The following is a 26,608-nucleotide window of genomic DNA, read 5'->3' on the forward strand; positions in this document are numbered from 1 at the left end:
TATCGTGTTCGACTTTATTACCAAACGCTCATTTTTATTCAATCTGTTAGCGGTTATCGTCATGTTTTTTGCCCTGGCACTGTTATTTTTTTCCATGCTGGGCTTTATCACCAAACATGGACAACAGCTGACCGTACCGGATGTACATGGAAAATCTGTTAAAGAGGCCATTGAACTGCTGGAAAAAGCCGGTTTTGAAGCCGATGTAAGGGATTCCATTTATATTGACAGCATTCCTCCGCTGGCGGTATATGCACAAACGCCGGATAAAGGTGCGCAGGTGAAGGTGGGCAGAACCATTTACCTGACCGTGAATAAAACAGTAGCGCCGATGGTGAAAATGCCGGATCTCGAAGGACTTACCTTCCGGAGTGCCGAAATGATGCTGAAAAGCATGCGCCTGAATGTAGGAGATACCATCTACAAACCGGATTTTGCCACCAATACCGTTTTGCAGCAATTGCTGAATGGCAAGAAAGTAAAGCCGGGCACAGAAGTAGCAGAGGGCAGTAATATTACCCTGATCCTCAGCAGCGGAACCGGCAGCGTGGAAAACCCGGTGCCTAACTTTGTAGGACTCACCTATGCGGAAGCCCGCGAAATGCTGAGTGCCAGCAACCTCAATCCAGGTACAGTGATTATTGATCCCGGTGTGTCAGACACGGCGAATGCCTATATCATTAAACAGGTGCCTACCCGTAAAAACGAAATAGGAGATTTCAATATGGTCAGGGCCGGTGAAAGCGTGGACTTCTGGTTATCGGCCACCAAGCCGGTTACGGACAGTACCGCTACCGCCAAACCTGTTGAACAGGAATAATTGAAAATGATGTAATTTGATTTTAAATACTTAACAACATGCAAAACATTACGGCAGAAGAACTGAAACAGCGTATCGACAACGGAGAAGAGCTTTATATATTAGATGTAAGAGAACCACATGAACGCGCAGAGTTCAACATCGGCGGAACGCATATTCCTTTGGGTTTTGTTCAGCAGATGCAGGTGGATGAAATTGAAGACTGGAAAGACAAAGAAATCATCGTGTACTGCCGCAGCGGTAACCGCAGTGGTCAGGCCTGTATGTTACTCGATTCCATGGGCTTTACCAACACCAAAAACCTGGTAGGTGGTATGCTGAAATGGACAGAGCTGTATAAATAATTTTTATTGCAGAAGCGGAATAGCTGCGGCTTTGCTGCAGCTATTCCGCTTTGTATTTTGATGCAGGCCGGTTTAGGCTTTCTGCTCTACAATAGCCGTTGCTTCTATCTCCACCAGGTAACGGGGATCAATCAGTTTACTCACTTCCACCATCGTAGTAGCGGGTTTGATGCTTTTAAAGAATTCTCCGTGAGCACGGCCATATTCCTCCCACCTGGAAATATCGGTTACAAACATGCGGGTGCGTACTACATCATGTAAAGTGGCGCCGGCATTGATCAGCGCGGATTCTATTTTCGCCAGCGCAAATTTCGTTTGTTCATAGGCGTCGCCTTCTGCCACTACCTTATCGTTGTCGGATGCTACGGTTCCGGATACTTCAATGATATTACCGATTCTTACTGCACGGGAGTAGCCTACTTTCCCTTCCCAGAGCGCTCCGGAGGAGTAATTGGTACGTTTCATAGCTATATTTTAGAAAGATGAGGAGATATACAAATCTACAACATCCTGTGGGTTGCGATAGCATGATCCTGCACTGGGTGACACCATGAATCATTACGGTGTTATTGCCGCGTTCCACTGCTATTATCCGGCGGTGGTGTGGTTCTGAACTTTACCACTTTCCCCAGCAGATCGAACCAGAACGGGGCGCCAAGAGAAATAGCCAGCGCCGTAATGCACCAGCCGCCAAAGATCAGCCAGCTGTTTTGCTGAAAGGGATGGGTATAGCCGCAGCGGAGCACCGGATGGCCACTGCTGGTGTCGGTGATGCAGGCGCGGCTGATACCCAGCACATTGGCAGCGTCGCCGGCATCGTTGCGTAGCATGGCGTAAACACCGATCAGGGAAGTATCTCCCACAAATACGCGCAGCGAGGTATCGGCACGGAAAAAGGCGCTGTCTGGATGCAGTATATTTTTACGTATAAGTGTATCCGTTATGGCGCTATAAGCAGGCGTTCGGCTGGTGGCCAGTTGAACCATTTCGGTGCGCACGTTTTTGTCTTTCATCAGGATCCGTGCAATGGCAATAGAGTCTACATTGAACAAGGCGGCAATGGTGATACCGATGAAGAGCAGCCAGGTTTGTGTTTGCTTGCGGTACCAGCCACTGGCGCGGGTCATGGTTTCATTGAACCAGCTCTCCATATTGATCCGGAAGGCAGGAATATTGTGATGGGCATCTTCAAACAGCTGCAGCAGGTGTTCCTGTGTATCTGGTACCAGGTGCAGGGTATTGAGCGTGAGCGCCGTTTTCACCGCCTGTGCATCTGTACCGGCATGTTCTTTCACACTACCACGGAGCAGGTGCAGCATGGTTTGTGAAAAGATCTGCGGACTGATATACGCAGGTCTCGATGTAGCGCTGTTTTCCCCCAGGTTACGGATGGATGGTGTGCTGTAGAATTTCCGGAGAAACGGATTTTTGCGGAAGGGTTCAAAAAAGTAAACCACGCTCCAGCCCAGTTCGTAAAACCAGTTGAAGAAAGTAAACTTTCCAAACCAACCGAGGTCTTTGCTGTGATCATCTTCTTCCAGCATCCTGCGCAGGCCTTTGGTGAGCAACCGTGCGCGGGAATTGAAAATTCTGGCAATCAGTTCCTGTACTACGGAAGCCAGCAGGCTGTAAAGCAGGTAAATAAAAATAAGGCCGAGGGCCACATCAATGGCCAGGTTACTAAACATAAGGATAGGTATTAAGTTGACATATTCACATAAAAGTAAATATTTATACTAAAGATAAAAGGCCGCTACGCAATGTATTTGCAAACCCGTCGTTATGTTCTTATGAACTGCCGCTGAGTGCGGTGCAGAAACATTATATATTTGCGCATATCTTAGTCCATATGAACTTGAAACATTTAGCCTTGTGTATAGGGATAGCCGCCGCCAGCAGCGCCTCTGCCCAGATCAAATACAGGGATACCGAGAAGAAGCCGACTTTAGTACCTTACGACAGCAGTATTGCCTTTCAGCATCTTACGCCAGACATTGCCCAATTGACGCTGGTAGGACAGGAAATTACGTTCCTGAAGCTGAACCCGAAGCGTCCGGTGAAGAACAAGGAAGATACCCTGCTCGATAATATTAAAGTGAAAGCCGTGATGGAAGTGCCATATAAGAGCGTACTCAAAGGCGGACATTTTTATACGCCCTATAAGGCGGTTGAAAATAAAACCTTCCGCATTGTTGACTACGACCGTAAAAACCTTGACGGAGGTACACCTACCCTGATCTTTACGCTGCGCGATGAAGACAGGAAGCTGTTGCTTTTCCAGGTACCCGAAGAAAGCTTATCCAGTACGCCGGTTATTATCAATGGTAACTACGAGTGGCTGAAACAGCAGTATGTTGGAAAGAAACTCCGTCTCCGGGCAGAGGAAAAGAAAACGGAAAATGTACTGGATAATAACAAGGAAATTACCCTGAGTAATGCAGATACCTATTCCTGTACAGACATTGCGGTGATCTATGCCGGTAAACAGAAGTATGGCCAGCCTTTCCTGATAGTGAAGAACAGCGAGAACCAGGAACTGGCAATTGGTGTGGGTAAGAAAAGTGAATACGCCAATGGTCCGCTGATAGAAGAATTTGAATTTTAAGCGGAAGGATACGGGGTTGTATCCTTGTATGAATAAAGCATAAGGCGCTCTTCATAAGAGCGCCTTATGCTTTTATTTTGTATCGCCGGTTTCAAAGAAACAGCAGCTGCCACCTACCCAGGTGTCCTGGCTGTTGAACCCGACGCCGATCATTTTTCCCTTGCTGATACGGGCCAGGTTGTGTACCAGTATAGGCCTGGCAGAGCCGTCCTGCCAGATATAGATCATCCTGATCTCACAGATCGCCGGTCCTGTAGGCGTTTCTATGGCAGGGGCATATTTTACTTTATGTTGCAGGATCCAGTTCTCCGGATCTTTGATAGCATCAATATCTGCGGCAGTTACATCTATCAATACCCCTTTCCCGGCAAAAGAAAAGAGGGGCTTCAATACATAGTTTTCCAGGTCGGCCGGCACTACCGGTAATTCATGCAGGAACCAGCTTTTAGGTACATAGTCGCTGTGAATAAAAGGCATGATGTATTTGCTGATGCGGTAAAACCAGTTGGGATGTGTGATCCATTCCACATCGAGTTCCTGGAAAAGATTGACATGTGCGCCCAGGCTTTCTGCCTGATGTTGCAGGTCATCGAAAATGATGCGGTTATAGATGCGGCGGATACGCGTTTTTACGCCATCCTTTATATAGTACAATTGTTTTCCTTCCTGTATCAGTTCCGTTAAGCAAACGGTTTTAATCCCCAGGTTTTTTTCTGTGCTGTGAAAGTCGATACGTGTTTTCTGCTCCTCCGGTTTTACTTCCAGCAGGATCACTTCTTCCGGTGCAAAAGGTCCTACGATCATATCGCGCAGCAACTGGTAATAAGCTGCTTCGTCGAGTCCGTTGAAGAAGTTACTGAGTCCGGCGGGGATATTGAAATGTGTTTTGAACCGCCTGGCCATTACTTCCTGGAAAGCCAGCATGGTAGGGAATCCCTGCAGTTCAATCAGCTGCGGCACCAGGTGGTCTTCTGCATCTTTACACACGGCAAAATCAATCACAATGAAATGCGGATGATCATTTTCATGCGGCACTTTCAGCGATGCAGGAATCGCATCACGGGTAATGGTTTTGAAATCGGGGCGGAGCAATACATCCACAATTTCTTCACAGGCCTGCACCAGTTTGTTGCCCAGGGCAGCAGGTACAAACACCGGTGTTTCCGCCACCCGGAAAGCAGGCGCTTCACCGGTATCATCGGCAATACCTGCTAAAAAAGCCTGGTATTGTTCGGGCGTGAATTGCTCATTATATAATTTTCTGACAGCAGGGATCATAAATTGTTGAATTAAAAGAACGAGTGTTCCTTGTCGTTATGCGCCGCCACCTGTACCAGCCGTTCAATATTGGCGAGCCTTTCAGAGAGCTGACCGTAAATGGCATAGTCCAGGAAAGCGGTAATGAAGCGATCGTGTGTGAGCATAATCCTGTCCGGATCGGTGAGTTGCTGGATCATGCTGTTATATTTTTCCAGGCCGTGGTGTTTCACCACCTGGTTTTTCTTTTCTTCCTGGAGCAGGTACATGTGCATACCGGCGGCATCTGCTTCGGGATGAAACTGGGTTCCTATAAAGTGTTCGTTGAAGCGGATGGCCATAGTAGCACGTTCCAGCGGCACATGTGGCCGTTCTTTTTCCAATGCAATGACATAGCCGCCCATTGCCTGTAGATTTTCGTAATCCAGTTCAATCACTTGCCAGTCGCGGCTATCTACAATATAAAAAGGGTCTGGTAAGGCACTGAATACTTTTTCCTGCATGCCGGCAGCGGTTTTATGTACGGGGAAAACGCCGAAAGCGGGCGATTTACGTTTACATACATTCCCCAGTTTATAATAGCGGCACATGATCTGGTAGGAGTGGCAGATAAAGAAGACGGGTTTCTTGACGGCTTCGGTACGATTCCACTCCAGCAAGTCTTCTATGAGGGAGAAGTAAGCGGTTTCCCAATCGCTGCCTTCACTGTCGACCGGACTACCCGGGCCGCCTGTAGAAATATAGATATCATAGGAAGTGTCAGGAACCTGTATCTGCTGCCTTACTTCAAACTCATCGAATTGCAGGTCGAGTGCATGCATACTGGCATATTTCGCCAGTATTTCACGGATACAGCGCATCCCTTCATTGGGAACACCCTCATACATATCCAGCACAGCTACCTTCCAGCTATTTTTAATTGGATGCATGCTGCAAAATTACACAAATTTGTCTTTTTACCGGTGTTAAGTGATGAAGACGAGCATCAGCAGCCTTTCAGGAACTGGCCCTGGATGAAGTCGGTCACGGCTACAAGGTCGTTGGTGTCGGCGTATACCTGTAGCTGTTTATCCGCGCCGGTACCGGTTTCCAGCAGGCGGGTGGTGGCGGCAATCACTTCGCGGCTTCCCAGTTCATCTACTACATCATCAATAAAATCCAGTAGTTCAAATATGAGGGCGCGGGTATTGATTTCCATTTCCTTGCCGAAGTCGATGAGGTAACCATCGATGCCATAACGCGAAGCTCTCCATTTATTTTCATTGATGAGGGCGCGGTTATAGATGATGAAGTTGAGATTCTGCATGCGCAGTTTATAGATCTTCGCACACACTGCCTGGAACAATCCTGCCAGCATGATGGTATCATCGAGGGTTAAGGGTACATCGCATACCCGGAATTCTACGGTATTGAAAAACGGGTGTACCCGCAGATCCCACCATACTTTTTTGGCGTTGTCGATGCAGTTGGTTTTTACCAGTAGTTTGATATAGTTATCATATTCCTCAATGCTGGCAAAATAGTCGGGGATGCCGGTACGGGGAAATTTATCGAAAACTTTGGTACGGAATGATTTGAAGCCGGTGTTGCGGCCTTCCCAGAAAGGAGAGTTGGTGCTCAGTGCAAAGATATGCGGCAGGAAGTAACGGACAGAATTGGCAATATGTATCGCCATTTCCCTGTTTTCCATGCCTACATGCACATGCAGCCCGAAGATGAGATTGGAGCGGGCGGCATCCTGCATTTCGTTCACAATTTCAAAGTAGCGGGGATGATCGGTGATCAGTTGTTTTTCCCATTTACTGAAAGGGTGGGTACCGGAAGCGCCGATGCTGAAGCCCAGGTCGCCGGCTATTTGTGCAATGGTACGACGTAGATACGCCACATCGGTGCGGGCCTCATCGATATTGGCACAGATCTGTGTGCCTACTTCCACAACGGCCTGGTGGAATTCCGCTTTCACCTGGTCGCTGATCACTTTATGCGCCTGTTCAACAATTTTTTGTTCATGTGATCTGAGTTCCCGGGTAACGGGATCTATTACCATGTACTCTTCCTCAATCCCCAGCGTGAACGCCTTAAACATGTGGTATATATTTTAACACTGTCTACAAATGTAGGGCAGTAAAACGGTTTCATTTTTCTTTTTGTTGTTTTTTGGCCGGGCTTTTTTTCGCGGCGGTCTTTTTCTCCTTCTCGGGCGCTGCTTTTTTCTCTTTTACTGCTGCTGTTTTCTTTGCTTTGGGAGCGGCAGTTTTCTTTTTCTCTGCGGTGGCTACCGGTTTGGCTTTTGTACGACCTGGCTGCACAAATTTTCCCCAGGTGAGATTATCTTTTCCCGGTTTCTGCGCAATAGCCCTTTCAATGGCATAGCGGGCGCTGGTTTCCACCACCCATTCAAAATGTTCCGCACCAATAGAATGAATATCCGCATCAGGGGCGGGGTTGCAGAAGTCGATCGCATAAGGTACTTCGCTTCTTACCGCTATTTCTACGGTATTGAAATCATACCCGAGATGTTCATGCAGGGCCAGCACCTGTTCTGTGATCTGTGCGGCGAGCGCTTCGCTGGGCTCATAATCGGCCTGGTAACGGAGATGATGCGGATGCTTTGGATTGTAGGGCATAATGCGCACATGCTTACCACCAATACAGAAGCAGCGGTAGTATTGGCTGAAATCAATTTCCTCCTGCAGCATCATCACCAGCTGACCGGTTTCACTGTGTTTCTGGAAGAAATCCTCTTTATCCTCAACGCGGTATACATGCTTCCAGCCGCCACCGGCATAAGGTTTCATATAGGCCGGGAAGCTCACATATTCGAAGATACTGTTCCAGTCGAACGGATAAATGAGATTCCGGAACGATTTATCCGTGGTCTCATCCGGTAATTTATTGGAAGGCAGCAGTACAGTGCGCGGTACATTTACACCGATCTTTTCTGCCAGGGCATTATTGAAAAATTTATCATCAGCGCTCCACCAGAAAGGGTTGTTGATGACCGCTGCTCCTGCTGCTGCTGCATTTTTGAGATAGGAGCGGTAGAAGGGGACGTCCTGCGAAATGCGGTCTACAATAACGGCGTAGCCGGCGTCTTCTCCCTGCATCACTTTATCGATGGTGACAAATTCCGCGAAGATACCCGGAGGGTTGATACGGTTTACCCGGTCTACAAAAGCCTGCGGAAATGTGTTTTCCTGTCCGAAGAGAATTCCGATTTTTTTCATACTACTTACTTGATAAGTGAAACATAATGCGGCAGCATTTCCCGCCAAACGGGCCAGTCGTGCGTAGTTTGTGGCCTGATATCCAGCCAGTGTGTTATTTTTTTACCGGCAAGAATCCCCGACAGCTGTTCATTCTGCGGCCTGGTCACATCCCTGTCGGCTACGCCCAGCACAATGCCCATGCGCCAGAGGTCTGCATGCTGATTATCCGGTATAAAGTCGGCCGGGTTATTATAATATACGTTGTCGTCGTAGTGGCCATCCATGCGGAAGCGGATATCAAATACACCGCTTAAACTGAACAGGTAAGATACCCGTTCGGGATGGCGGAAGGCGAAGTTGGTGGCATGGTATCCGCCAAAACTGCATCCAGCGGCTACAATCCGCTCATGACCCGTTTCTTCGGTGATGCGGGGCAATATTTCTTCCATGAGCAGTTTGTCATAACAGGTATGATTATACGCTCTTTGATCCGGGGGAATATTTTTGTTATACCAGCTTACGGCATCAATGCTATCGGGACAATACACCTTGATTCTGCCTTCTTCAATAAACCAGCGGAGGGCCTCTATCAGGCCAAAGTCCTTGCTTTCATAATAGCGTCCCATGGAGGTGGGAAAGAGGAGTAAAGGATAGCCACTATCGCCGTAAACCAACATCTCAAATTCCTTTCCCAGGTTAGGAGAATGCCACTTCAAATAGTTTTCAGTCATGGGAAAGTGTTTAGTTAAATTTAAAAAAGATTATTGGTTTATTGGTAAATTGTTCCGGTGCAAACACATCAACATTATATCAATTCTGCATACCTGGGGCGGGAAGTGGTGCTGGACAGCTATTTTGCGGGTACGTCTCCTCATATACTTTTACTGGTAAATGACGGGCAGGAACTTTCCGGGTTATTACCTGCACTTCCTGATACGCTGATGGTAGCGGGTATTCATGCCGGTGCAGAACGGAAAGCGGAATATGGTACCGCCGGTGTACCGGATTATATGGGACAGGGACAGAAAGCGGGCGACTATACCCATTTTATTATAACGGAACTGTTGCCATTCCTGCAACAGCAGTATCCCGGTATTACGTTTACCAAACGGGCTTTTGCCGGTTTTTCGCTGGGCGGGCTGTCCGCATTGGACATTACCTGGCATCACCCCGCACTTTTCCAACTGGCTGGTGTTTTCTCCGGTGCTTTATGGTGGCGTAGTAAGCCGCTGGGCGCGGAATACCACGACGACCGCGACCGGATCATGCATCAGCTGATCCGTGCGGGCAGCTATCATCCGGGGCAGCAGTTTTTCTTTGAATGTGGTACAGCCGATGAAACGGCCGACCGGAACAACAACGGGGTGATCGATAGTATTGACGATACGCGGGATCTTATCCGGGAGTTGCTGCAAAAGGGGTACCGGCCCGACAAGGATATTTTTTCGCTGGAAATTCCCGGTGGCCGGCATGATGTAGCCACCTGGAAAAAAGCGATGGAGTTGTTCTTACAATTGCCTTTCTTTTATTGAAGATGATAAGGCAGGATTGTCATTTTTACCCGGACCATTAATCGTGTGCTTTATTGTATTGTCAGGTAATAAAGCACAATTTCCACCCTTCTGTTTTTTCTTCTGCCTGCGGGCGTATTGTTGTCTGCTATGGGCATGGTTTCTCCCATCCCCGTTTTATCGGTGATCTGGCTTCGCGGTTTTACCCGTTTGATGTAATCTGCTACGGTGAGCGCTCTGCGTAGTGATAATTCCTGGTTGTATTCACCGGTGCCGGTATTGTCCGTGTGCCCGGTAACGGTAATGGTTACACTATCGCTGTCCGGTATTTTACGGATCAGGCTGTCCATGGCTTGCAGCATGGTATTTTCAAGCCGGTGGCTGTTTACCTGGAAAAGAATATCCGGGATAAGCAGTGTATCAGTACGGGTAACCGATACCGTTAGTTCTTCCGCTGGTTGGCAGTTGATCACTTCCACTCTTTCGGTGGAGTCCTGAGAAGATGACCGCCGGCCTACGCCTGTGATGATAAAGTCGTCGAAACTGAATCCCCGTTGATAAACGAAGTAGCTGACAATGGCCTTAGCTTTGTCCTGTGCTACGATTTCATTGAATTTTGCATTGTCTTTTCTTAAAAACGAATACCCGGTTACCCTGATTTTATGAAGCGCGTAATTGTCGGTTTGTTTCAGCAGGTTTTCCATTTGTGCAATATAAGCGGGGTCAATATCCCTGCTTTTGGGCAGGTAGAAATCACCTTTCAGCAATAAGGTATCGCAGGATCCTTTGGTATAGAAAACGGTACGTACTACCGGGCGGAGGATATCATCCCTGGTATTGGCATGTTTCAGGGGGGAGAGATAGTCGTGCCGGTTGTGTATGGCGTACATGCCTGCAAGGCGTTCTGCGGCATCAGCGCAATTATTTCCGGAAAGTGGTGTCAGAGAAAGTTTGTCGAGCGACAGGTAGTAATTGATCTTTTCCGGGTAATGCGCCAGTGTGGAGTCGAAGTTGCCGATGATGATGTAATCGGCGTCCCTGCTGGCGGTGAATACTTTTTCGAGTGTGATCCATCCGTTGCGGCTATCGATGCTGTCGGCCGCAGAAAAGACCAGGCTGGCCGGCACTTCCAGTGCTTTTGCCTGCCAGGTGAAAGTCATGGCGGTATCAAAGTAGACACCGGGTGTGGGGAATTCATGTCCATTGGTGGCAACATTCATTTTCAGCCGGTATTGTTGTCCTTTTCTGATGGGGCAGATCAGTTGGGCCTGGCAATAGTTCCGCACAGCCGGATCAATTTCGCTGTACATCGTCAGCGAGAGATAGCGGTTATTTTTCTGGCTGGTATAAATAAAGCGTGCGGAGGAAGGCGCCACCGGGTGCCAGGCGCTGGGAGCGCAGGGGTAGTTGCGTTCGGTACAGATATTTACATCCGTAAAATCGGGATTGGGAATCAGGTTCTGGGCCTGTATACCGGAGAAAGCCAGCAGGCAGGCGATGAAAAAGGTGAGGTAACGAGTACAGGACAAGGGTAAAGGATTTGCCGTATAACGTGGAGGGGCAGTGGAATATTGCCAATAAGGAGATGTGTAAAAAAAAGCGGGGCCGACCCAAAGGTCAGCCCCGCTAAGTATAAGGTGTCTGCTTTTTAGAAGCTGTAACGAAGACCAAGTTGTCCTCTCCAGCGAGCAGTGAAGTTGTTGATGTAGTATGGTTTTTCATCACCGAAACCATTGATCTCTCTTCTTCTGTCGTATTGGAAAGTAGAAACGCCGGTAGTAGCGTTACGGCTGGAATACGTCAGCGGAGTAGAGGCGTTGTTGGAGATGAAGTAAGTTCTACCCCAGTCTTTGTTCAACAGGTTGCCCACGTTCAGGATATCGAAGGTGATTTCCACTTTGTGTGACTTGATGATAGGAATAACCTGTGCAATTTTGAAATCGAAGATGTTTTCAAACGGCGTACGGGAAGCATTCTTCTTGGCATTTTCGCCGCGGTGTTTGCTCAGGTAGCTGTCGTTGCTGATCAGGCGTTCCAGGTCAGCTCTCTGTTCTGCTTCAGAACGGGTGTAGGTGGAAGTAGCAGAAGCAGTGATTGGTCTGAATGTCATGTTCTGTACTTCAGAAGCAGTAGGGATGTAGATCAGGTCGTTGTTACCGCTGGAACCCAGGTCGTCACCGGTTGGATCAACAGAGTTGAAGTAAACCCATGAGTAAGGGATACCGGACTGACCGTTGTAGAACAGGGTCAGGGTAGTGCTGAATTTGTTGTCCTTACCATATCTGAACTGTTTTGAAACCAGTGCCAGTACGCGGTTGCCCATGCTATAGTTGGAACGTGCCATTTCCAGGTTGTTCAAACCATTGATGTTCGGGCCAAAGCGCCAGTTGGAGCTGGCAGTAGAAGAGGTACCGTCGTTCAGGGCGTAAGAATCGCCGTAAGAGTAACCTACTTTAAAGAAGAAACCGTTGTTGGTAGACTTGGACAATTCACCGGAGATGTTATAGGTATAACCGTCGCTGGTATTTTTCATCAGGAGCACCTGTGGACCGAAGTCGGTGGTAACTCTTTTCCAGGTTGGTCTTTTTACCGGACCGCCCATGGAGATGCTGTCGCCGGTTGGAGTAACGTTCAGGTTCGTCCAGTAAGCGTTGTTGAGCGTTTTCGCGAAGTTACCTTCTATGGATGCTCTCATTCCCCATGGTAATTGTCTTTCAACAGCGAGGTTGGTTTTGAATACCTGTGGGAATTTGAAGTTTTTGTCTGTCAGGTTGATGTTGGATGCAGCGGGGTTGAAGTTCGCACCAGCAGCAATTACACCAGCGGCAGAGTATTGACCGTAGAACGGATCATTCGGATCGTATTTCAGTGTCAGGCCGGCAGGTACGGGTGTGTTACCCGGAGCGGAGCTGAGGTTGATGTTGGTATAGATGTTACCGGTATTGTTATACTGGTTGGAGATCCATACAAATGGTACGCGACCGGTGAAGATACCTACACCACCACGGATGGTAGTTTTACCATCATTGGTAACATCCCAGCTGAAACCAACGCGTGGAGCGATCAGCAGTTTTTGTTTAGGGATGGTAGAGGTAGAATAACCTGCAAATGCCGGGTTCTTTTCGAAGTTCTCGTTGTTAGGAGGGGTAGTCGGGAAGAACGGCATGTCTACTCTAACACCATAAGTCAGGGTAAAGTTTCTGCGGATATTCCACTCATCCTGTGCGTAAACGCCTACCTGTGCTGCTTTGAAACCGATACCGTCTCTGTTCAGGGAGTCGGCAGTGGTGTAGTTGATAGAGTAAGCAGTTGGTTTACCACCGGCGATGAAGCTGGCGATAGAGTTATAGGTATAAGCACCGAATGCGTTCTGGATAAAGGTGTTCTTTATTTTATAGAACTCGGCGTTTGCACCTACTGTGATGGTATGTTTACCGTGGTACATGGTCAGGTTATCTGTGAATGTCCAGATGTTCTGATCCAGTGCGTTGGCACCTGAGGATGGTTCAGTACCTACATAAATGGTGTTACCATTATCGTTGATAGTGATAGCCGGGAACGGATCGCCCAGGTATTTTCTTCTGTCTTTCACCACGTTGTATCCAACCCTGAATTCGTTACTCAGTCTGTTGGAGAAGTTGGAGTTTAATTCCAGTACGGTGGAATTGCTCTTGGAAGGGAAAGTATAGTTCGCGTTACCAAAAGTAGCAGTAGCTGGTGCTCTGCTGGCGATCATGTCGCTGGCATCCAGGTAGTTGTTACGGATGGTGAGTTTATGTACGCTGTTGATGTTCCAGTCGATACGTGCAAACAGGGTAGTAGATGGCTTTTCGCGTTCCTGATCGGTAAAGCTGCCCGGGTTGTAGGTCGGGAAGGATTTTTTCAGGTAGTCGGCGATGCTCTGCATTTCCGCGAGGGAAACTTTGTTAGCGCCTGCAGCGGGGTTATAATCGATCGGGTTGTTTCTTTTGGATCTTTCAGCGTTTACATAGAAGAACAGTTTGTTCTTGATGATCGCACCGCCTAAGCTGGCGCCGAAGATCTTGTTGCTGAAAGAACCGTATTTGGAGCGGGTAGAATCCGGAGCTTTACCAACTAAACCCTGATCCTGGTAAAATACATATGCAGCACCGTGGAGTTCGTTAGTACCACTTTTGGTAATGGCGTTGATTCCACCACCGGTGAAACCACTTTGCTTCACGTCATAAGGGTTCAGAACGATCTGCAGCTGATCGATGGTTTCCATGGAGATAGGGTTTGCACCTGCCTGGCCACCATTGGTACCGGAAGCAGACAAACCGAATACGTCGTTGGTAACCGCACCATCTACCGCAAACTGGTTGTATTTGTTACTCATACCTCCAAAGGAGATACCCATTGGAGAACCGTCTTTACCATTGGTAGAAACAGCGGCCTGTGGGCTCAGTCGTACGAAGTCCTGTACACTTCTGTTTACAGTAGGGATGTTGTCCATCTGTGAACGGGAAATGTTCATGGCAGTACCACCGTTGCCTTTCGTGGTATTTTTAGTAGCAGTGATGCTGATTTCTTTCAGGCTGGTAGAGCCTTCAGACAGTTTTGCATTTAATTTCAACGGCTCACCCAGTTTCAGGAAGATGTCGTTGTAAGTTTCGGTACCGAAGCTGATGAAAGATACTTCAACTTTGTACGGTCCGCCAACACGCATGTTGGGGATGGTGAACTCTCCACCGTTGCGGGTGGTTGTTCCATAAATTGTTCCGGTAGGTGTGTGGGTGGCTTTTACAGTAGCCCCGATGAGGCCCTGGCCTTTTGAGTCAGTTACTACACCGGAGATGCTGGAGGTGGTCACCTGCGCATAGGTTACAAAAACCGAGAGTAGTAATGAAAATGTAAAGAGTAATTTTTTTAACCCCATAAAGCAAAGAAATTGTTGTTTCAGCCGCAAAGTTGGTTAATTTTCTTGTTATAACTTTAACTTGAAATTAACAAATTGTTAAGTACACTGTGAATATCTCAAGTGGACTATAAAATATTGGATGGGATCTAGGGGAAAGCCTTTAAACAGTAGGATTTTACAATAAAATGCCTAAAAATTATGATTCCTCAAATGTGCAATATTAATAATGGGAAAAATCCTTTACCAGACTGAACTTTATGGGGTTTTCCGTGTTGCAGGGATTTGGAATTGTTGATATTTTTTATATGTTAAAATCACACTGTGTAATTAACATTACTGCAACATTATTTTAACACAATTCCAGTTGTCATCCGTGATTACTTTTCACATGTATATGTCGTAACTTTGCGCAATTCAACATTACTGACCCGGAGGGAGTATATATATGTTAGATAAAATAGAAGCAGCAATAGAAGATATAAAAAACGGTAAACTGGTGATCGTAGTAGATGACGAGGACCGTGAAAATGAAGGTGATTTTATTACGGCAGCACGAAATGTAACACCGGAAATCATCAATTTTATGAGTACCCACGGCCGTGGGCTTATCTGTGCACCGCTGGTAGAAGAGCGTTGCGAAGAACTGGGACTGGAACTCATGGTGCGTGACAACACCGCCCTGCACCAAACCCCGTTCACCGTTTCTGTAGATCTGCTGGGACATGGTTGCACTACCGGTATCTCTGCACACGACAGAGCCAAAACCATACAGGCGCTTATTGATCCCAACACCAAACCGGAACATCTGGGTAAACCCGGTCACATATTTCCGCTGAAAGCTAAAACCGGCGGCGTATTACGTCGTTCCGGCCATACGGAAGCCACCATCGATCTGGCCCGTCTCGCAGGATTCGAACCTGCCGGCGTACTGGTAGAGATTATGAATGAAGACGGTTCCATGGCCCGTTTGCCGGAACTGCGCGAAATAGCCACGAAGTTCGACCTGAAACTGATCTCCATCAAAGACCTCATCGCTTATCTCCTCAGCACTGAAACGCTGATCGAGGAAGGGGTGAAAGTACAGATGCCTACCAAATATGGTAACTTCGAACTGATCGCCTTTAAACAGATCAATTCCGGTGAAATTCACATGGCATTGAAAAAAGGCCACTGGGAAAAGGATGAACCGGTACTGGTAAGGGTACATTCATCCTGCGTGACAGGAGACATTCTCCATTCTTTGCGTTGCGACTGTGGCGAACAACTGCATGCCGCCATGCAGATGGTAGAAAAAGAAGGAAAGGGACTCATATTATATATGAACCAGGAAGGAAGAGGTATCGGTCTCATGAACAAACTGAAAGCCTACAAGCTGCAGGAAGAAGGCATGGATACCGTAGAAGCCAACCTGGAACTGGGTTTTAAAATGGATGAACGTGATTATGGCGTTGGCGCCCAGATCCTCCGTCACCTCGGTATCTGCAAATTGCGGCTGATCACCAACAACCCGCGTAAACGCGCAGGTTTGAATGGATACGGCCTGGAAGTGGTGGAAAATGTGCCGATCGAGATTCACCCGAACCCGCACAACGAAAACTACTTAAGAACCAAGAGAGATAAATTGGGTCACGATATTTTGAAAGGATAATTCGGCGTCTATACAGAGCCCGCGTAAGGCAGGAATGGATAGAACTTCCTGTAAAATAAACCACACAAGGGAGTAAGTCTGCTTAACAGCAGATTTGCTCCCTTTGCTGTTTTAGTGAATGGCTGTTGTATCAGTTTTTACTTTGGTAGAATCTTCCTGCTCCTGTTTGAGTGCTGCTGCCCTGCGGAGAGAATCCATCAGCGGGGTACGCCTGCGGCGGCTGTCGTTGAACAATTCACTGAAACGGTTATATTCCCTGATATAAGAAATACCCACCCCTGATTTCGTACGGTTGTTGAGGTTATATACGTCGTAATCTGTTTTACTGAATGCATTGATACGGAAGCGTCCATCCGGCGTCAGGAGGTATTCAATGCGGAAGTCGCCCGCAAAACGGTTGGTATTGGCAGAGGTGGCTGTTTTACCCCAGTCGTAATCGCCTCCGGCATACAGGCGGAAACGGTTATTAAACAGGTTGCTGGTGATACCGGCACTTACCTGGTTACGGTCTACCGAAGAGTTGTCCTGTGGTCCGCCCACGTTATAGGCGCGGTAGTTCACATTCACACCGATCCCGCTTCCTTTCAGCAGTACACCGGTAATATTGTTCAGAATGGCCTGGGCCTGGGCGGATAACGCTTGTCCCACACTGTTTTTACCGGTGATACCTACATTGGCGGCTGCTGTGGTGGTAGCATCATCCGGCAGGAACTGGTTGGAGAACAGCAGTCCCCATACCTGAAACAGTGCCTTGTTCTGGTCGTTGTTGATTTCTTTCAGGTGAGCGGCTACACCACTTTCATATGCGAGGCTGCCCACTTCGGGCAACTGGATCGAGTAGGTAATATCCGGTTTCAGCAGGGCGCCACGGAGATTGATCTCTACATCCACTTTTTCGGTACGGGTGGCGAGTTTATCCGTGCTGATATTGGTACCCTGGCCTACCAGGTTATATAAACTCACCTTTGGCAGGGAGTATTTGGCCATAATATTTACCCGGGCTTCCGACGGATCGCCGTTCCAGGTAATGGTACTGTTCTTTTCTATATCGAATTTCCAGCTGGTAAGCCGCTGGAAAGTGAAATTATAGGATCCGTTGTTGATTTCATAGTTACCAAACATGGTAAAGTCGCCTTCCGTATTCACGGTTATCTGGAGGTTACCGGTACCATTGGCGGAAATAATATCGCCGGTGGTGGCATCCAGGATCACATCGATCTGCGCATCCGGGTTGGCGGCGATATCCAGCTTTACGGTCAGTTTGGTATTATCCTTTTTCTTCTTCTTCTCAGCGATTTCAGTACCATATGTTTTGAAAGTGATGTAATCGTATTTACCGATATCCTTACTGTCGGACATGGGCAGGTAGAAGTGGGTGCCTTTGATGGGGCGGGCCAGGATATGCATCTGCATATCATTGATGGGGCCGGAGAAGTACACTTTACCATCGGCGAGCACGTCGCCATAGAAGAGATCATTGTCGGTGGCGGCGGTATTGAGGAAAAGGAACCCACGGCCGGTAACGTCGAAGTCGAAGTTCATTTTATCGAAGTGATCGTGGCTGATATAGCCGCTGGCAGTGCCTTTGGTGTTGTATTTATCTATCAGCACAAAGTTGCCGAATTCGATCAGGTTGTCATCTACATTGATGTTCAGTTTGGGAATCCGGTAGTGGGTACCCAGGTAATCGACGGTAACGCCCACCGTATCGAGTGATAGCGTACCCTTCACAGAAGGTTGCTGCGTGCTGCCTACTACATTTAAAGTACCGGTAACGGTACCGGTTAGATTGGATACATAACCGGCCAGGTATTTATTCAGCAGGCTGATAGAGGTGCCATTCAGTTTCACGCTGGCATCAATGCCGTTATCGGCTGCTGAAAACCCGATTCTGCCCTGTGCAAGGAATGCTTTCCCTTCGTTGTCGGATTGCACATTGAAGGTAGCGATACCGGTGCGGTGGTGATAGGTGCCATCTACATTTAAGATGCCGATAGAGTCATTGTCGATACGCAGCTGTCTTGTTCTCAGGGCGGTATTGATATCCAGGTTCTGGGTAGGATCTGCAATATTGATGGTGCCGTCTGTAATCCCTTCAATGCGTGTGGTAATGAGCTGGGAAGGAATAACATCCGCCAGGTTGAGGTTCTTGAGTGTAACAATGAACTTCGATTCGTCCGGATTATATTCATTGGTTTCTACGGTAATGCTCTGGTCGTTGCGGGTAACCCTGAAATTTTTTACCGTGAGAAAGTGTTTGCTCCAGTAGATTTCATTGCCGGGAGTTACATTCCATTGCCGTTCGTTTACCGTGAAGGCGCTGTTGAGGAAGTTGATCTTCAAACCATCTGCCACCGTGATGATGCGGGCATAAAAGCCATCCAGGGAAGAGGTGTCTTCTGCTGCGAGGTCTACTTTTACGAACGAGGTATCATGTCCGGAACTGGCCAGTATCAGTGGATTTTCGAGCATTACATTTTTGCCGGACAGGACTTTGCCGATGCTCGTACTGATATTGACTTTATTGAAGTTACCATCTCCCTTAATCTGTAAATCCTGTACATGGTATTGCTGATAGCCGGCTTCGGGTACCTGGATGTTCAGGGCCAGGTTGCCGCCATTCATCGTATTCAGGGCGCCGGTTACTTTACTTTCATCGAAGCCGGAGAACTGGTTGGTAAAGCCTTTCAGCAGTTTATCCACTTCACCGAGATTGAAGGCAAAGGTAAAGTCCTGGTTAATGACGCTGTTCTGTGGCGCCGGGAAAAAGCTCGGATAATATTTATTCAGGAGCAGTTGAAATGCATCCGGCAGTTGCAGGAAGCTGTACTGACCTTTTACAAAACCGGCGATTTCACTGCCGGTAAATTCCAGTAGTTTCTGGTTATCCACCATGTGTGACGATACATAGAGGGAGTCGAATTCCAGGCGGCGGTTGTCTTTGAAAACAGACACTTCATACATCCTGGCGGTACCGTCGAAGTTATCGATATTGCTGCCCACGAAGTTCAGGTCCAGTTTGGCTTGCAGGGTTACAGAATCTTCTGTGATATGCAGTGCTTTCAGGTCGCCTTTACGGATTTCGGAGTTGAATTTAAACTCCGGAAGGGCGGCGTTAAAGTCGATGGTACCGGCGAAATCCATATCCAGGTTAGGATCATTGGCGGTGAGGGAGCCGTTGAAAAATTTCCGGCTCATTTCCCCTTTGGTTTTGATGTGCTGGTAATTGTAACCTAAAAGGGAGATCTCCTGTATATCGGCATCTACACTGGCTTTCAGCGTCTTGAAATTAAAGCCGGCGCCGTCTACCTTGGCATCCATGGAGATGGTGGACAGGTTGGTGTTGTCGAAAAGACTGCCGATATCGAAGTTGGTGGCCTTGAGACTTCCGGAGTACACCGGTATATCGCGGCTGGTTTTAAAGTTAAGATCCGAATTCAGTTTACCGAGGTTGGTCTGGAACTGGCCATAGGCCACAAAGTCGTTAATGAACCCGGTATAGCTTCCCTGGAAGCGGATCGCGCTCAGCCGATCGATGCGCACGGTGCTCACAATATCCTTTACGATGGGCATGATCTGCATTACATCTTTACCGGTGGTGACTAGTTCTTCGGTATGGAAGTCGATGAATGTTTCGAAGATATCGGGCAAACCGCGCATCTCCAGGCTTCCTTTGAGACGGGTAGTGCTGCCGGCGGTAAGGTCTATTTCGGATGCTTTCAGGTTGCTTACCGGTCCTCTGGCTTTACCGCTCAGGGTAATTTCCTTTTTCCAGGAGGCCAGGGGCGGGGCAAAGAAGGCGATATCGTCTGAAGAAAGGCGGCAGTTTTTGAACCGGGCCTGCATGAACACATCATTGATATAATCGCTCATATCACTGATGTCGCTGTATTGCATGGTATAGTAATCGCCGATATGACTGCGGTTTGTTTCGAGGTCGAGTTGCGAGAACTCCATCTCCACGGGCGACATTTTAAACCGGCTGGTTAATTTTTTTACTTCAAAGCCGCTGCGTTCTTTGGTGCGCAGGGTCAGGTCTCCGATCACGCTGTCCTTTACCAGGCTGGTATTGGTGAGGGAGAGATTGATTTCATTGAAACGGATATGATGGGGGGCAAAGTAGCCGTCTTCTATTTTCGTGGTGTCGTCGGGGTTATCTACCCCGAAAATGCCGTTTTTGATATTGAGTTCCTTTACGATCAGTTTCCAGTTGGCATTATTCCATCGCAGCTGCTGTAACTGCCCCGTGTCCGGTACGGGGTGGTTGGTACTGGCTACCCGGCGCCGACGCAGGGGAGAAGAGGCATAACTGCTGATAATAAAATTCGGCTCGGTCAGGGTAAGTTCCTGAATATCGATGTTATGTTTCTGGAGGTCCAGGTTTTTGGCATCCAGGTAGATGCGTTTGGCGTATGCCCGCATATCTTCACCCACCCAGGCGTCTACCTGGTTGAGCCGGATGTTTTTCAGATCAATTTTTTTCAGATCCAGCGAGATGCCGGAAGAAGGCTTATGGCTGGTATCAGGGGCCGAAGAGCCAAAGGCGGCCTCAATAAATGCGTAGTTCCACACGGAATCTTTGCGGGAGCGCAGCAGGTTTACCTGTGCATTTTCCAGTCCTACAAACTTGATCACCGGTTTGTCCTGAAAAAAGAACCAGTCGGTAATACGCACCTGCAGCTTACCTGCATAGAGCAGGGTATCTTTATGCTGGTCTTCTATGAGTGTTCCCTGCAGCTCCATGCTGTTGAACAGCCGGAAGGTCACGTGGTCAATTTCCACGCGTGTTTTCAGCTGCTGCGAGAGCCGGCTGGTTACCTCATGTACGAGGAAATTCTGCACCACGGGGATGTTTACCAGTATTCCAATCAGAATGACAAGGCCTAACAAACATAGTAACACGACAGATGATATTTTCCGTACTTTTTTCAGGCGGCAAAGTTTATCCGGCAAAAATAATTAATAGTTGGCAGTCAATGCCATTTAGCCGATAAATAAGATAGATTTCCGGTTCAACCGTCGATAGACGTGGATGAAATGATTTCGTATATAGGTGGCCGTGAGTGATATGTTATAAGCACCGCATTGGTAAAACAGGTTTACTATGATTATCATGATATTGTCGGGAGAGTAATAATATAGTGATGCTATATTGTTATTTTATGGTGTTATTTTAAGTAGTGTGGCTGATGTAAAGATCGTATTATGCTGATTTTCAAATATATGCACAAGAAAAATTGGCAAGGTCAGACATGGAAAAATCAGTCATGAAATTGTCATGAATTGAGCCGGCGCTATTAGGAAAACTTTAACATTTCTAAATTTCGTTCAGAACAATGAAAAAGTAGCACGGGGTAGCATTACCGTGAAGAGCAAGTGAGTAGCATTTTCAGTGAACCAATTTCTTTCAACCAAACAGATTAGTCAACCAAACAGGAACAATTTATTTATTCAACCGAACAACGAAGTATCATCAATTATCAATTCATCAAATAACAGGAACAACGATTAAATCACAGTGAACCAATTTTATTAGGCATTCAGTCTATCAGCCTGATCATTCCAGAATAATTTATTAAACCAGAATCTATGCACAAAAAGTTGCTATTATTAGCGCTAATGGGATTCCTATGCCTGCAGGTATGGGCCCAGGAGCGAAAAATTTCAGGTACCGTTACGGATGACAAGGGAGGGGCGCTACCCGGTGTATCTGTAAAAGAGGTAGGTACCAACAATGGCGCGGCAACATCGCCGGACGGCCAGTTTACCCTCACCCTCAAAGGCAATTCCAATAAGTTATCTATTTCATTTATAGGCTTTGAAACGCAAACAGTAGCGTTATCGGGCAAAACATCCTACACCATTTCTCTGAAACCGGATGCCAAAAGTCTGAAAGACGTAGTGGTGATCGGTTACCAGGAAGTAAGGCGTAAAACCGTTACTGCTGCCGTTTCCAGCGTAAAGGGAAAAGAAATCGAGAACCTGCCTTCCCCAAGTTTTGATCAGCTGTTGCAAGGACGTGCAGCCGGTTTGAACGTACAGAACTTTACCGGTGAGCCAGGCGTAAGAGGATCATTCGTAGTGAGAGGAAATACCGCTATCAGCCGGGATGCCAGTGCCGCCCGTACTTTGAGCTCCCCGCTCTTTGTAATCGACGATATCCCGGTATCCATGGATGATGCGGCCGCATTTGACAATACCGGTACCAACTATATTGCCGGTCTTAATCCCAACGACATTGAATCGATCGACATCCTGAAAGACGCGTCCGCTGCTGCTATTTATGGCTCCCGTGGCGCCAATGGCGTAGTGATCGTGAAAACCAAACGTGGTAAGCTGGGAAAGCCACAGGTGAATTTATCAACCTATGCAGGTTTGACCCAACAGCCAAAGTTTGAAAAAGTATATGGAGGCGCAGAAGAAAGATGGTTCAAGATGGATTATCTCAAGAAAAATTTAACAGACGAGCAATGGCACACCATACTGCCCATCATGTTAACAGATAGTCTGAATCCATCTTTCAACGGAGCTACCGACTGGCAGGATCTCTTTTACCGCAACGGTATAATCCAGAACTATGATATGTCTGTTTCCGGTGCTACTGAAACTACCAACTACCGCATCAGCGGCAACTACTACGATGAAGACGGAACCATCCGTGGTACCGGCTTTAAGCGCTACACCGTATCTGCGGCCATGGGGGTGAAAATGTCTTCCCGTCTGAATGTGTCTTCCCTGTTCCGTTTGAGCCGTGGCGACAGATCACGTGGCAGAGGTGTGGCGCCTGGTGAAGATGTTATCCCCTTACAACAGGGACAATACCTTTCTTCCCTGTTTAATATCGGAGACATAGACCGGAAGAACTTTACCGGTGATCTGGAATCAGGCCGCGACAGGAATATCAATGATGACATTACGGCCAGTCTTACCCTCAACTATGAGATCAGTAAAAAGCTGCGTTTTGCTTCCATCGGCTCTATCCAGTCCAGCGTAAACAGCCGCGATATTTTTCGGCCGGGAGAACTGAACCTCGCCGGCCTGTCGTATGCACAGAGCAGTAAATCGCGCTATGAAAATGTGAACCTCGACAATACCCTGAGTTATAATACGGATGTGGTTACCAAAGATCATCACTTAAACGTGCTGTTAGGTAATACGATCAACAATATCCGCAACGAATATACCGGCATCGGTAGTGGCGCGTTGAGCAACGATAACGTAAAAGTGGTACAGGGCTACGATCTGAACTATTTGCAGTACAGAGATGTTTATGGCAACCTGGTATCCGGTTCTGATTATCAGTCGGCCGGTATGTTGTCTTTCTTCTCCCGTGTGAACTATGACTACAAGGAAAAATACCTCCTGTCCTTTGCTTACCGCGCAGATGCTTCTTCCCGCTTCGGCCGCAACAGCAGATGGGGTTACTTCCCTTCTGTATCCGCCGGATGGAATATTTCAGAAGAGCCTTTCATGGCGCCGCTGAAACAATGGGTGGAATATTTCAAGATCCGTGGAAGTTATGGTGTAACCGGAAGCTTGCCGTCTCAATACTATCTGCAGTTTAATACCTACAGCATTAACCAGGGCGGTTATGGCGGCTCCGTTGCCGGTACCTATAATGGTGTGAATGCCGTAACGCCCAACTTCAAAGACGGCGTGGCACAGGACGGACTTACCTGGGAACAGGCGATCCAGTCGAACATCGGTGTGGACGCGAGTTTCTTCAAAGGCCGGCTGAATGTGACCGTAGACGCGTTTAACAGGGGTACTTCCAAGATGTTATTCAACCTGTTGCTGCCTTCTACTTCAGGATATGAAAAAGTAAATACCAATGCGGTAGATGTACGTAATACCGGTATGGAATTTACTATCCAGGGCCGTATCACACCGCCTAACAGCAAGTTCCAGTGGAACTCTTCCCTGATCCTGTCTTTTATCAAAAACCAGATCGTGGCATTGCCCAATGGCAACCGCGACCTGATTGTGCCGGATAATACTACGCAAATGACTTACGTGTTGACCAAAGGGCGTTCGATCAATGAGTTTTACCTGATCAAAAATGAAGGTGTTTACTCCTCTGCCAAGGATATTCCTTTTAACCCTTACACCGGTGAAAAGCTGACCTACTGGAATGGTAACCACACGGTACAACCAGGTGATTTTATCTGGAAAGACCAGAACGGAGATTATGATGTATGGGACTGGAATGACAAGGTACGCGCCGGTAATCCCAATCCTGCCTGCACCGGTGGCTTCTCTAACTCCTTCTCTTATGGTCCGTGGAGCTTACAGGTGTATACTACGTTTACCCTTAAACGTGATATCTACAATAAATACATGTCCGACAGGCTGGCTGCTATCACCAACGACTATGCTACCATTGCCGCCGTGGATCCCAACTCCATCGATAGCTGGCATAAAGAGGGCGATAATGCCAAGTATGCAGAAGTAATTCCTTACAGCACCAAATACTACTACCAGTTCCTGCCGTTTTCTTCTGCGTTTGTAGACAATGGTTCTTATCTGCGTATCAAGTATATCAACCTGGCCTATACCTTCTCCCCGAAAATTCTCGAACATTTAAAACTCTCCAAACTCCAGATCTATGGCGTGTGTGATAATGTGAAGATGTTCCAGAAGTCCAGTGTGCCGGATGCAGAAGCAGTGGATGAAAAAGGTACGTATACCGGTGGTGGTTATCCCATTCCACGGAAGTTTACCCTGGGTATAAATGTTGGTTTTTAATTTAAAAAAGAAGTCGCTATGAATTGTCTGAAAAATATATTCACGGTACTCGGTGCAGGACTGTTGTTATCACCGTTTGTATCCTGTAAAAAACTCCTTGACCAGGACCCGATCAACTCTCCCTACAATTCTGTTTTCTGGCAGAACCAGCGGGATGCAGAGCAGGGAGTGGCCGGCGGTTATGCCCTGTTACGTAAAGCGCTTACCTCCAATACAGAGTACAACGAGAATATGTCGCACTTTGCCTATGGATCGTTGCCTGCTTTTGAGTTTTCTGATTACAACCAGTATGATGTAAGGTTCCTTATAAAAGGCGGTGATGGTTTGAACACGGCCGATTTTCTGGGCTCTTATCTGGAGACATATCACGACTGGACGCCCTACTATAAAGTAATCACCCAGGCGAATATCATGTTACATAATATTCCCAATATTCCGGATGCGCAGTTCACTGATGCACCTGGTAAAACACGTAACCGTTACCTGGGAGAAGCCTATTTTATGCGTGCTTTCAGTTACCTGTACATGGTGCGTATCTGGGGTGATGTGCCGCTGGTCACCAAATATGATCCTGATCCGGTGAATGCGCCAAACCTGCCAAGAATCAGTGAGAAGGCAGTACTGGACACCTGTATCGCAGATCTGAAAAATGCGATCCGACTGTTGCCATGGGAATATAAAAATGGTAGTGAAAGAGCCGTGCGGGCAAACAGGGGCGCTGCTTTTGGCTTGCTGGCGCACGCCTACATGTGGCGCAACTTCCTGAACAAGGGTCAGGTGGTATCTGATGTGAGCAATGCTATTGCAGCAGTTGATTCTGTAGAGAAAAGCGGTCAGTACCAGTTGCTGGACGCCACCATGTACCCAAAGATCTTCCACGGTAAATCACAGGAAGGGGTATTTGAAATCAATATGCAGGTGGCTAACGGTGAACAGCAGATTGAAAAAGGGTTCTATTACAATATCCTGAAAACGCCTTTTATCACCAACAAGAACAGCAAGATAGACGCTCCCAATACAGACCTGATCAATATGCTGTATGATGAGGAGTCGACAGATGTTCGCCGCCAGTATTACTTTACCAACCTGGATGCTGATGATCAGTACAGTGTAATGATGTGCAAGTTCGCAGGGCCTAACCGCGAAAACATCAACTATAAAAATCCGGGGAACTTCACCGATGCAGCAGTAGATGCCAACATCATCCTGATGCGGTATGCAGACTTACTCTTACTGCGTGCAGAAGGCTATGCAGACCAGGGAAACATAGGCGCCGCGCTGAAAGATATCAACCTGGTAAGAGTACGTGCACACGCCGATCCTATTCTGCCGGAAGATGTTTCCGATATCAAAGAAGAAGCTTTCCTGGAGCGTTCACGTGAATTGTATGGAGAAGGACAACGCTGGTATGATCTCGTTCGCACCGGGTTCCTCACCAACCAGGACATGAATGCCGGTGGTATTTTTCCACAGGACCGTTTCAATGCGGGTGGCTGGAAATGGCCGGTAGGGCGTGTTCTGTTCCTGAACAACAGCGTGGTGACCCAGAACGCTTTCTGGCTCGGTAAAGTGAAATAGCATTCTGAATTT

General features: G+C 47.5%; 17 protein-coding genes. 7 read left to right on the plus strand and 10 right to left on the minus strand.

Annotated elements, in window-relative coordinates:
* Nucleotides 1-4 precede the first annotated feature (4 nt).
* Together BMW79_RS12735 and BMW79_RS12740 are read left to right on the plus strand one after the other, a co-directional pair.
* Nucleotides 5-820: a PASTA domain-containing protein gene (locus BMW79_RS12735; RefSeq protein ID WP_143059143.1), complete on the plus strand. Its 816-nt coding sequence runs from the start codon at nt 5-7 to the stop codon at nt 818-820.
* A gap of 38 nt (nt 821-858) precedes the next feature.
* Nucleotides 859-1,164 (plus strand): rhodanese-like domain-containing protein, encoded by a 306-nt coding sequence (locus BMW79_RS12740; protein ID WP_079468586.1) that lies wholly within the window; start codon nt 859-861, stop codon nt 1,162-1,164.
* A 72-nt stretch (nt 1,165-1,236) separates the two neighbouring features.
* Here BMW79_RS12740 and BMW79_RS12745 read toward each other — a convergent pair whose 3' ends face one another.
* Nucleotides 1,237-1,629, minus strand: coding sequence for a RidA family protein (locus BMW79_RS12745; protein ID WP_089895252.1), 393 nt, complete (start codon nt 1,627-1,629; stop codon nt 1,237-1,239).
* Between the two features lie 101 nt (nt 1,630-1,730).
* Nucleotides 1,731-2,852, minus strand: a complete 1,122-nt coding sequence (locus tag BMW79_RS12750; RefSeq protein ID WP_089895254.1) for a hypothetical protein — start codon at nt 2,850-2,852, stop codon at nt 1,731-1,733.
* Nucleotides 2,853-3,013: 161 nt separating this feature from the next.
* On the opposite strand from BMW79_RS12750, the gene BMW79_RS12755 reads away from it, so the two are divergent.
* Nucleotides 3,014-3,769, plus strand: coding sequence for a hypothetical protein (locus tag BMW79_RS12755; RefSeq protein ID WP_089895256.1), 756 nt, complete (start codon nt 3,014-3,016; stop codon nt 3,767-3,769).
* Between the two features lie 72 nt (nt 3,770-3,841).
* Here BMW79_RS12755 and BMW79_RS12760 read toward each other — a convergent pair whose 3' ends face one another.
* Genes BMW79_RS12760 through BMW79_RS12780 form a run of 5 tightly spaced genes read right to left on the minus strand, consistent with a single transcriptional unit; the run spans nt 3,842 to nt 8,966 of the window.
* The gene (locus BMW79_RS12760; RefSeq protein ID WP_089895258.1) at nt 3,842-5,047 is read right to left on the minus strand and encodes a hypothetical protein; all 1,206 of its coding nucleotides are present in this window, start codon (nt 5,045-5,047) and stop codon (nt 3,842-3,844) included.
* 11 nt (nt 5,048-5,058) lie between these two features.
* Nucleotides 5,059-5,955 (minus strand): type 1 glutamine amidotransferase, encoded by an 897-nt coding sequence (locus BMW79_RS12765; RefSeq protein ID WP_089895260.1) that lies wholly within the window; start codon nt 5,953-5,955, stop codon nt 5,059-5,061.
* Between the two features lie 56 nt (nt 5,956-6,011).
* Nucleotides 6,012-7,112 carry a carboxylate-amine ligase gene (locus tag BMW79_RS12770; RefSeq protein WP_089895262.1) on the minus strand — a complete coding sequence of 367 codons (1,101 nt, stop codon included), beginning with the start codon at nt 7,110-7,112 and terminating at the stop codon, nt 6,012-6,014.
* A gap of 49 nt (nt 7,113-7,161) precedes the next feature.
* Nucleotides 7,162-8,253, minus strand: a complete 1,092-nt coding sequence (locus BMW79_RS12775; protein WP_089895264.1) for an ATP-grasp domain-containing protein — start codon at nt 8,251-8,253, stop codon at nt 7,162-7,164.
* A 5-nt stretch (nt 8,254-8,258) separates the two neighbouring features.
* Complete coding sequence (locus BMW79_RS12780) at nt 8,259-8,966, minus strand: esterase family protein (RefSeq protein ID WP_089895267.1); 708 nt, start codon at nt 8,964-8,966, stop codon at nt 8,259-8,261.
* A gap of 57 nt (nt 8,967-9,023) precedes the next feature.
* Here BMW79_RS12780 and BMW79_RS12785 point away from each other — a divergent pair, with 57 nt between their 5' ends.
* Nucleotides 9,024-9,767 (plus strand): alpha/beta hydrolase, encoded by a 744-nt coding sequence (locus tag BMW79_RS12785; protein ID WP_245752478.1) that lies wholly within the window; start codon nt 9,024-9,026, stop codon nt 9,765-9,767.
* A gap of 50 nt (nt 9,768-9,817) precedes the next feature.
* Here the strand turns inward: BMW79_RS12785 and BMW79_RS12790 are convergent, their stop codons facing one another.
* A complete protein-coding gene (locus BMW79_RS12790) occupies nt 9,818-11,275 on the minus strand; it encodes an OmpA family protein (protein WP_089895269.1) in 1,458 nt (485 codons plus the stop codon).
* A 119-nt stretch (nt 11,276-11,394) separates the two neighbouring features.
* Nucleotides 11,395-14,643 (minus strand): TonB-dependent receptor, encoded by a 3,249-nt coding sequence (locus BMW79_RS12795; protein ID WP_089895271.1) that lies wholly within the window; start codon nt 14,641-14,643, stop codon nt 11,395-11,397.
* Between the two features lie 427 nt (nt 14,644-15,070).
* On the opposite strand from BMW79_RS12795, the gene BMW79_RS12800 reads away from it, so the two are divergent.
* On the plus strand, nt 15,071-16,273 hold the full coding sequence (locus tag BMW79_RS12800; protein ID WP_089895273.1) for a bifunctional 3,4-dihydroxy-2-butanone-4-phosphate synthase/GTP cyclohydrolase II: 1,203 nt from the start codon (nt 15,071-15,073) through the stop codon (nt 16,271-16,273).
* 111 nt (nt 16,274-16,384) lie between these two features.
* Here the strand turns inward: BMW79_RS12800 and BMW79_RS12805 are convergent, their stop codons facing one another.
* Nucleotides 16,385-21,175 (minus strand): translocation/assembly module TamB domain-containing protein, encoded by a 4,791-nt coding sequence (locus BMW79_RS12805; protein ID WP_143059144.1) that lies wholly within the window; start codon nt 21,173-21,175, stop codon nt 16,385-16,387.
* A gap of 687 nt (nt 21,176-21,862) precedes the next feature.
* Between BMW79_RS12805 and BMW79_RS12810 the strand changes: the two genes are divergently transcribed.
* Both BMW79_RS12810 and BMW79_RS12815 read left to right on the plus strand, forming a co-directional pair.
* A complete protein-coding gene (locus BMW79_RS12810; RefSeq protein WP_089895277.1) occupies nt 21,863-25,018 on the plus strand; it encodes a SusC/RagA family TonB-linked outer membrane protein in 3,156 nt (1,051 codons plus the stop codon).
* A gap of 18 nt (nt 25,019-25,036) precedes the next feature.
* Nucleotides 25,037-26,596, plus strand: a complete 1,560-nt coding sequence (locus BMW79_RS12815; RefSeq protein ID WP_089895279.1) for a RagB/SusD family nutrient uptake outer membrane protein — start codon at nt 25,037-25,039, stop codon at nt 26,594-26,596.
* Nucleotides 26,597-26,608 lie beyond the last annotated feature (12 nt).

The sequence above is a fragment of the Chitinophaga arvensicola genome (assembly GCF_900110835.1).
GTDB classification, from domain to species: Bacteria; Bacteroidota; Bacteroidia; order Chitinophagales; family Chitinophagaceae; genus Chitinophaga; species Chitinophaga arvensicola.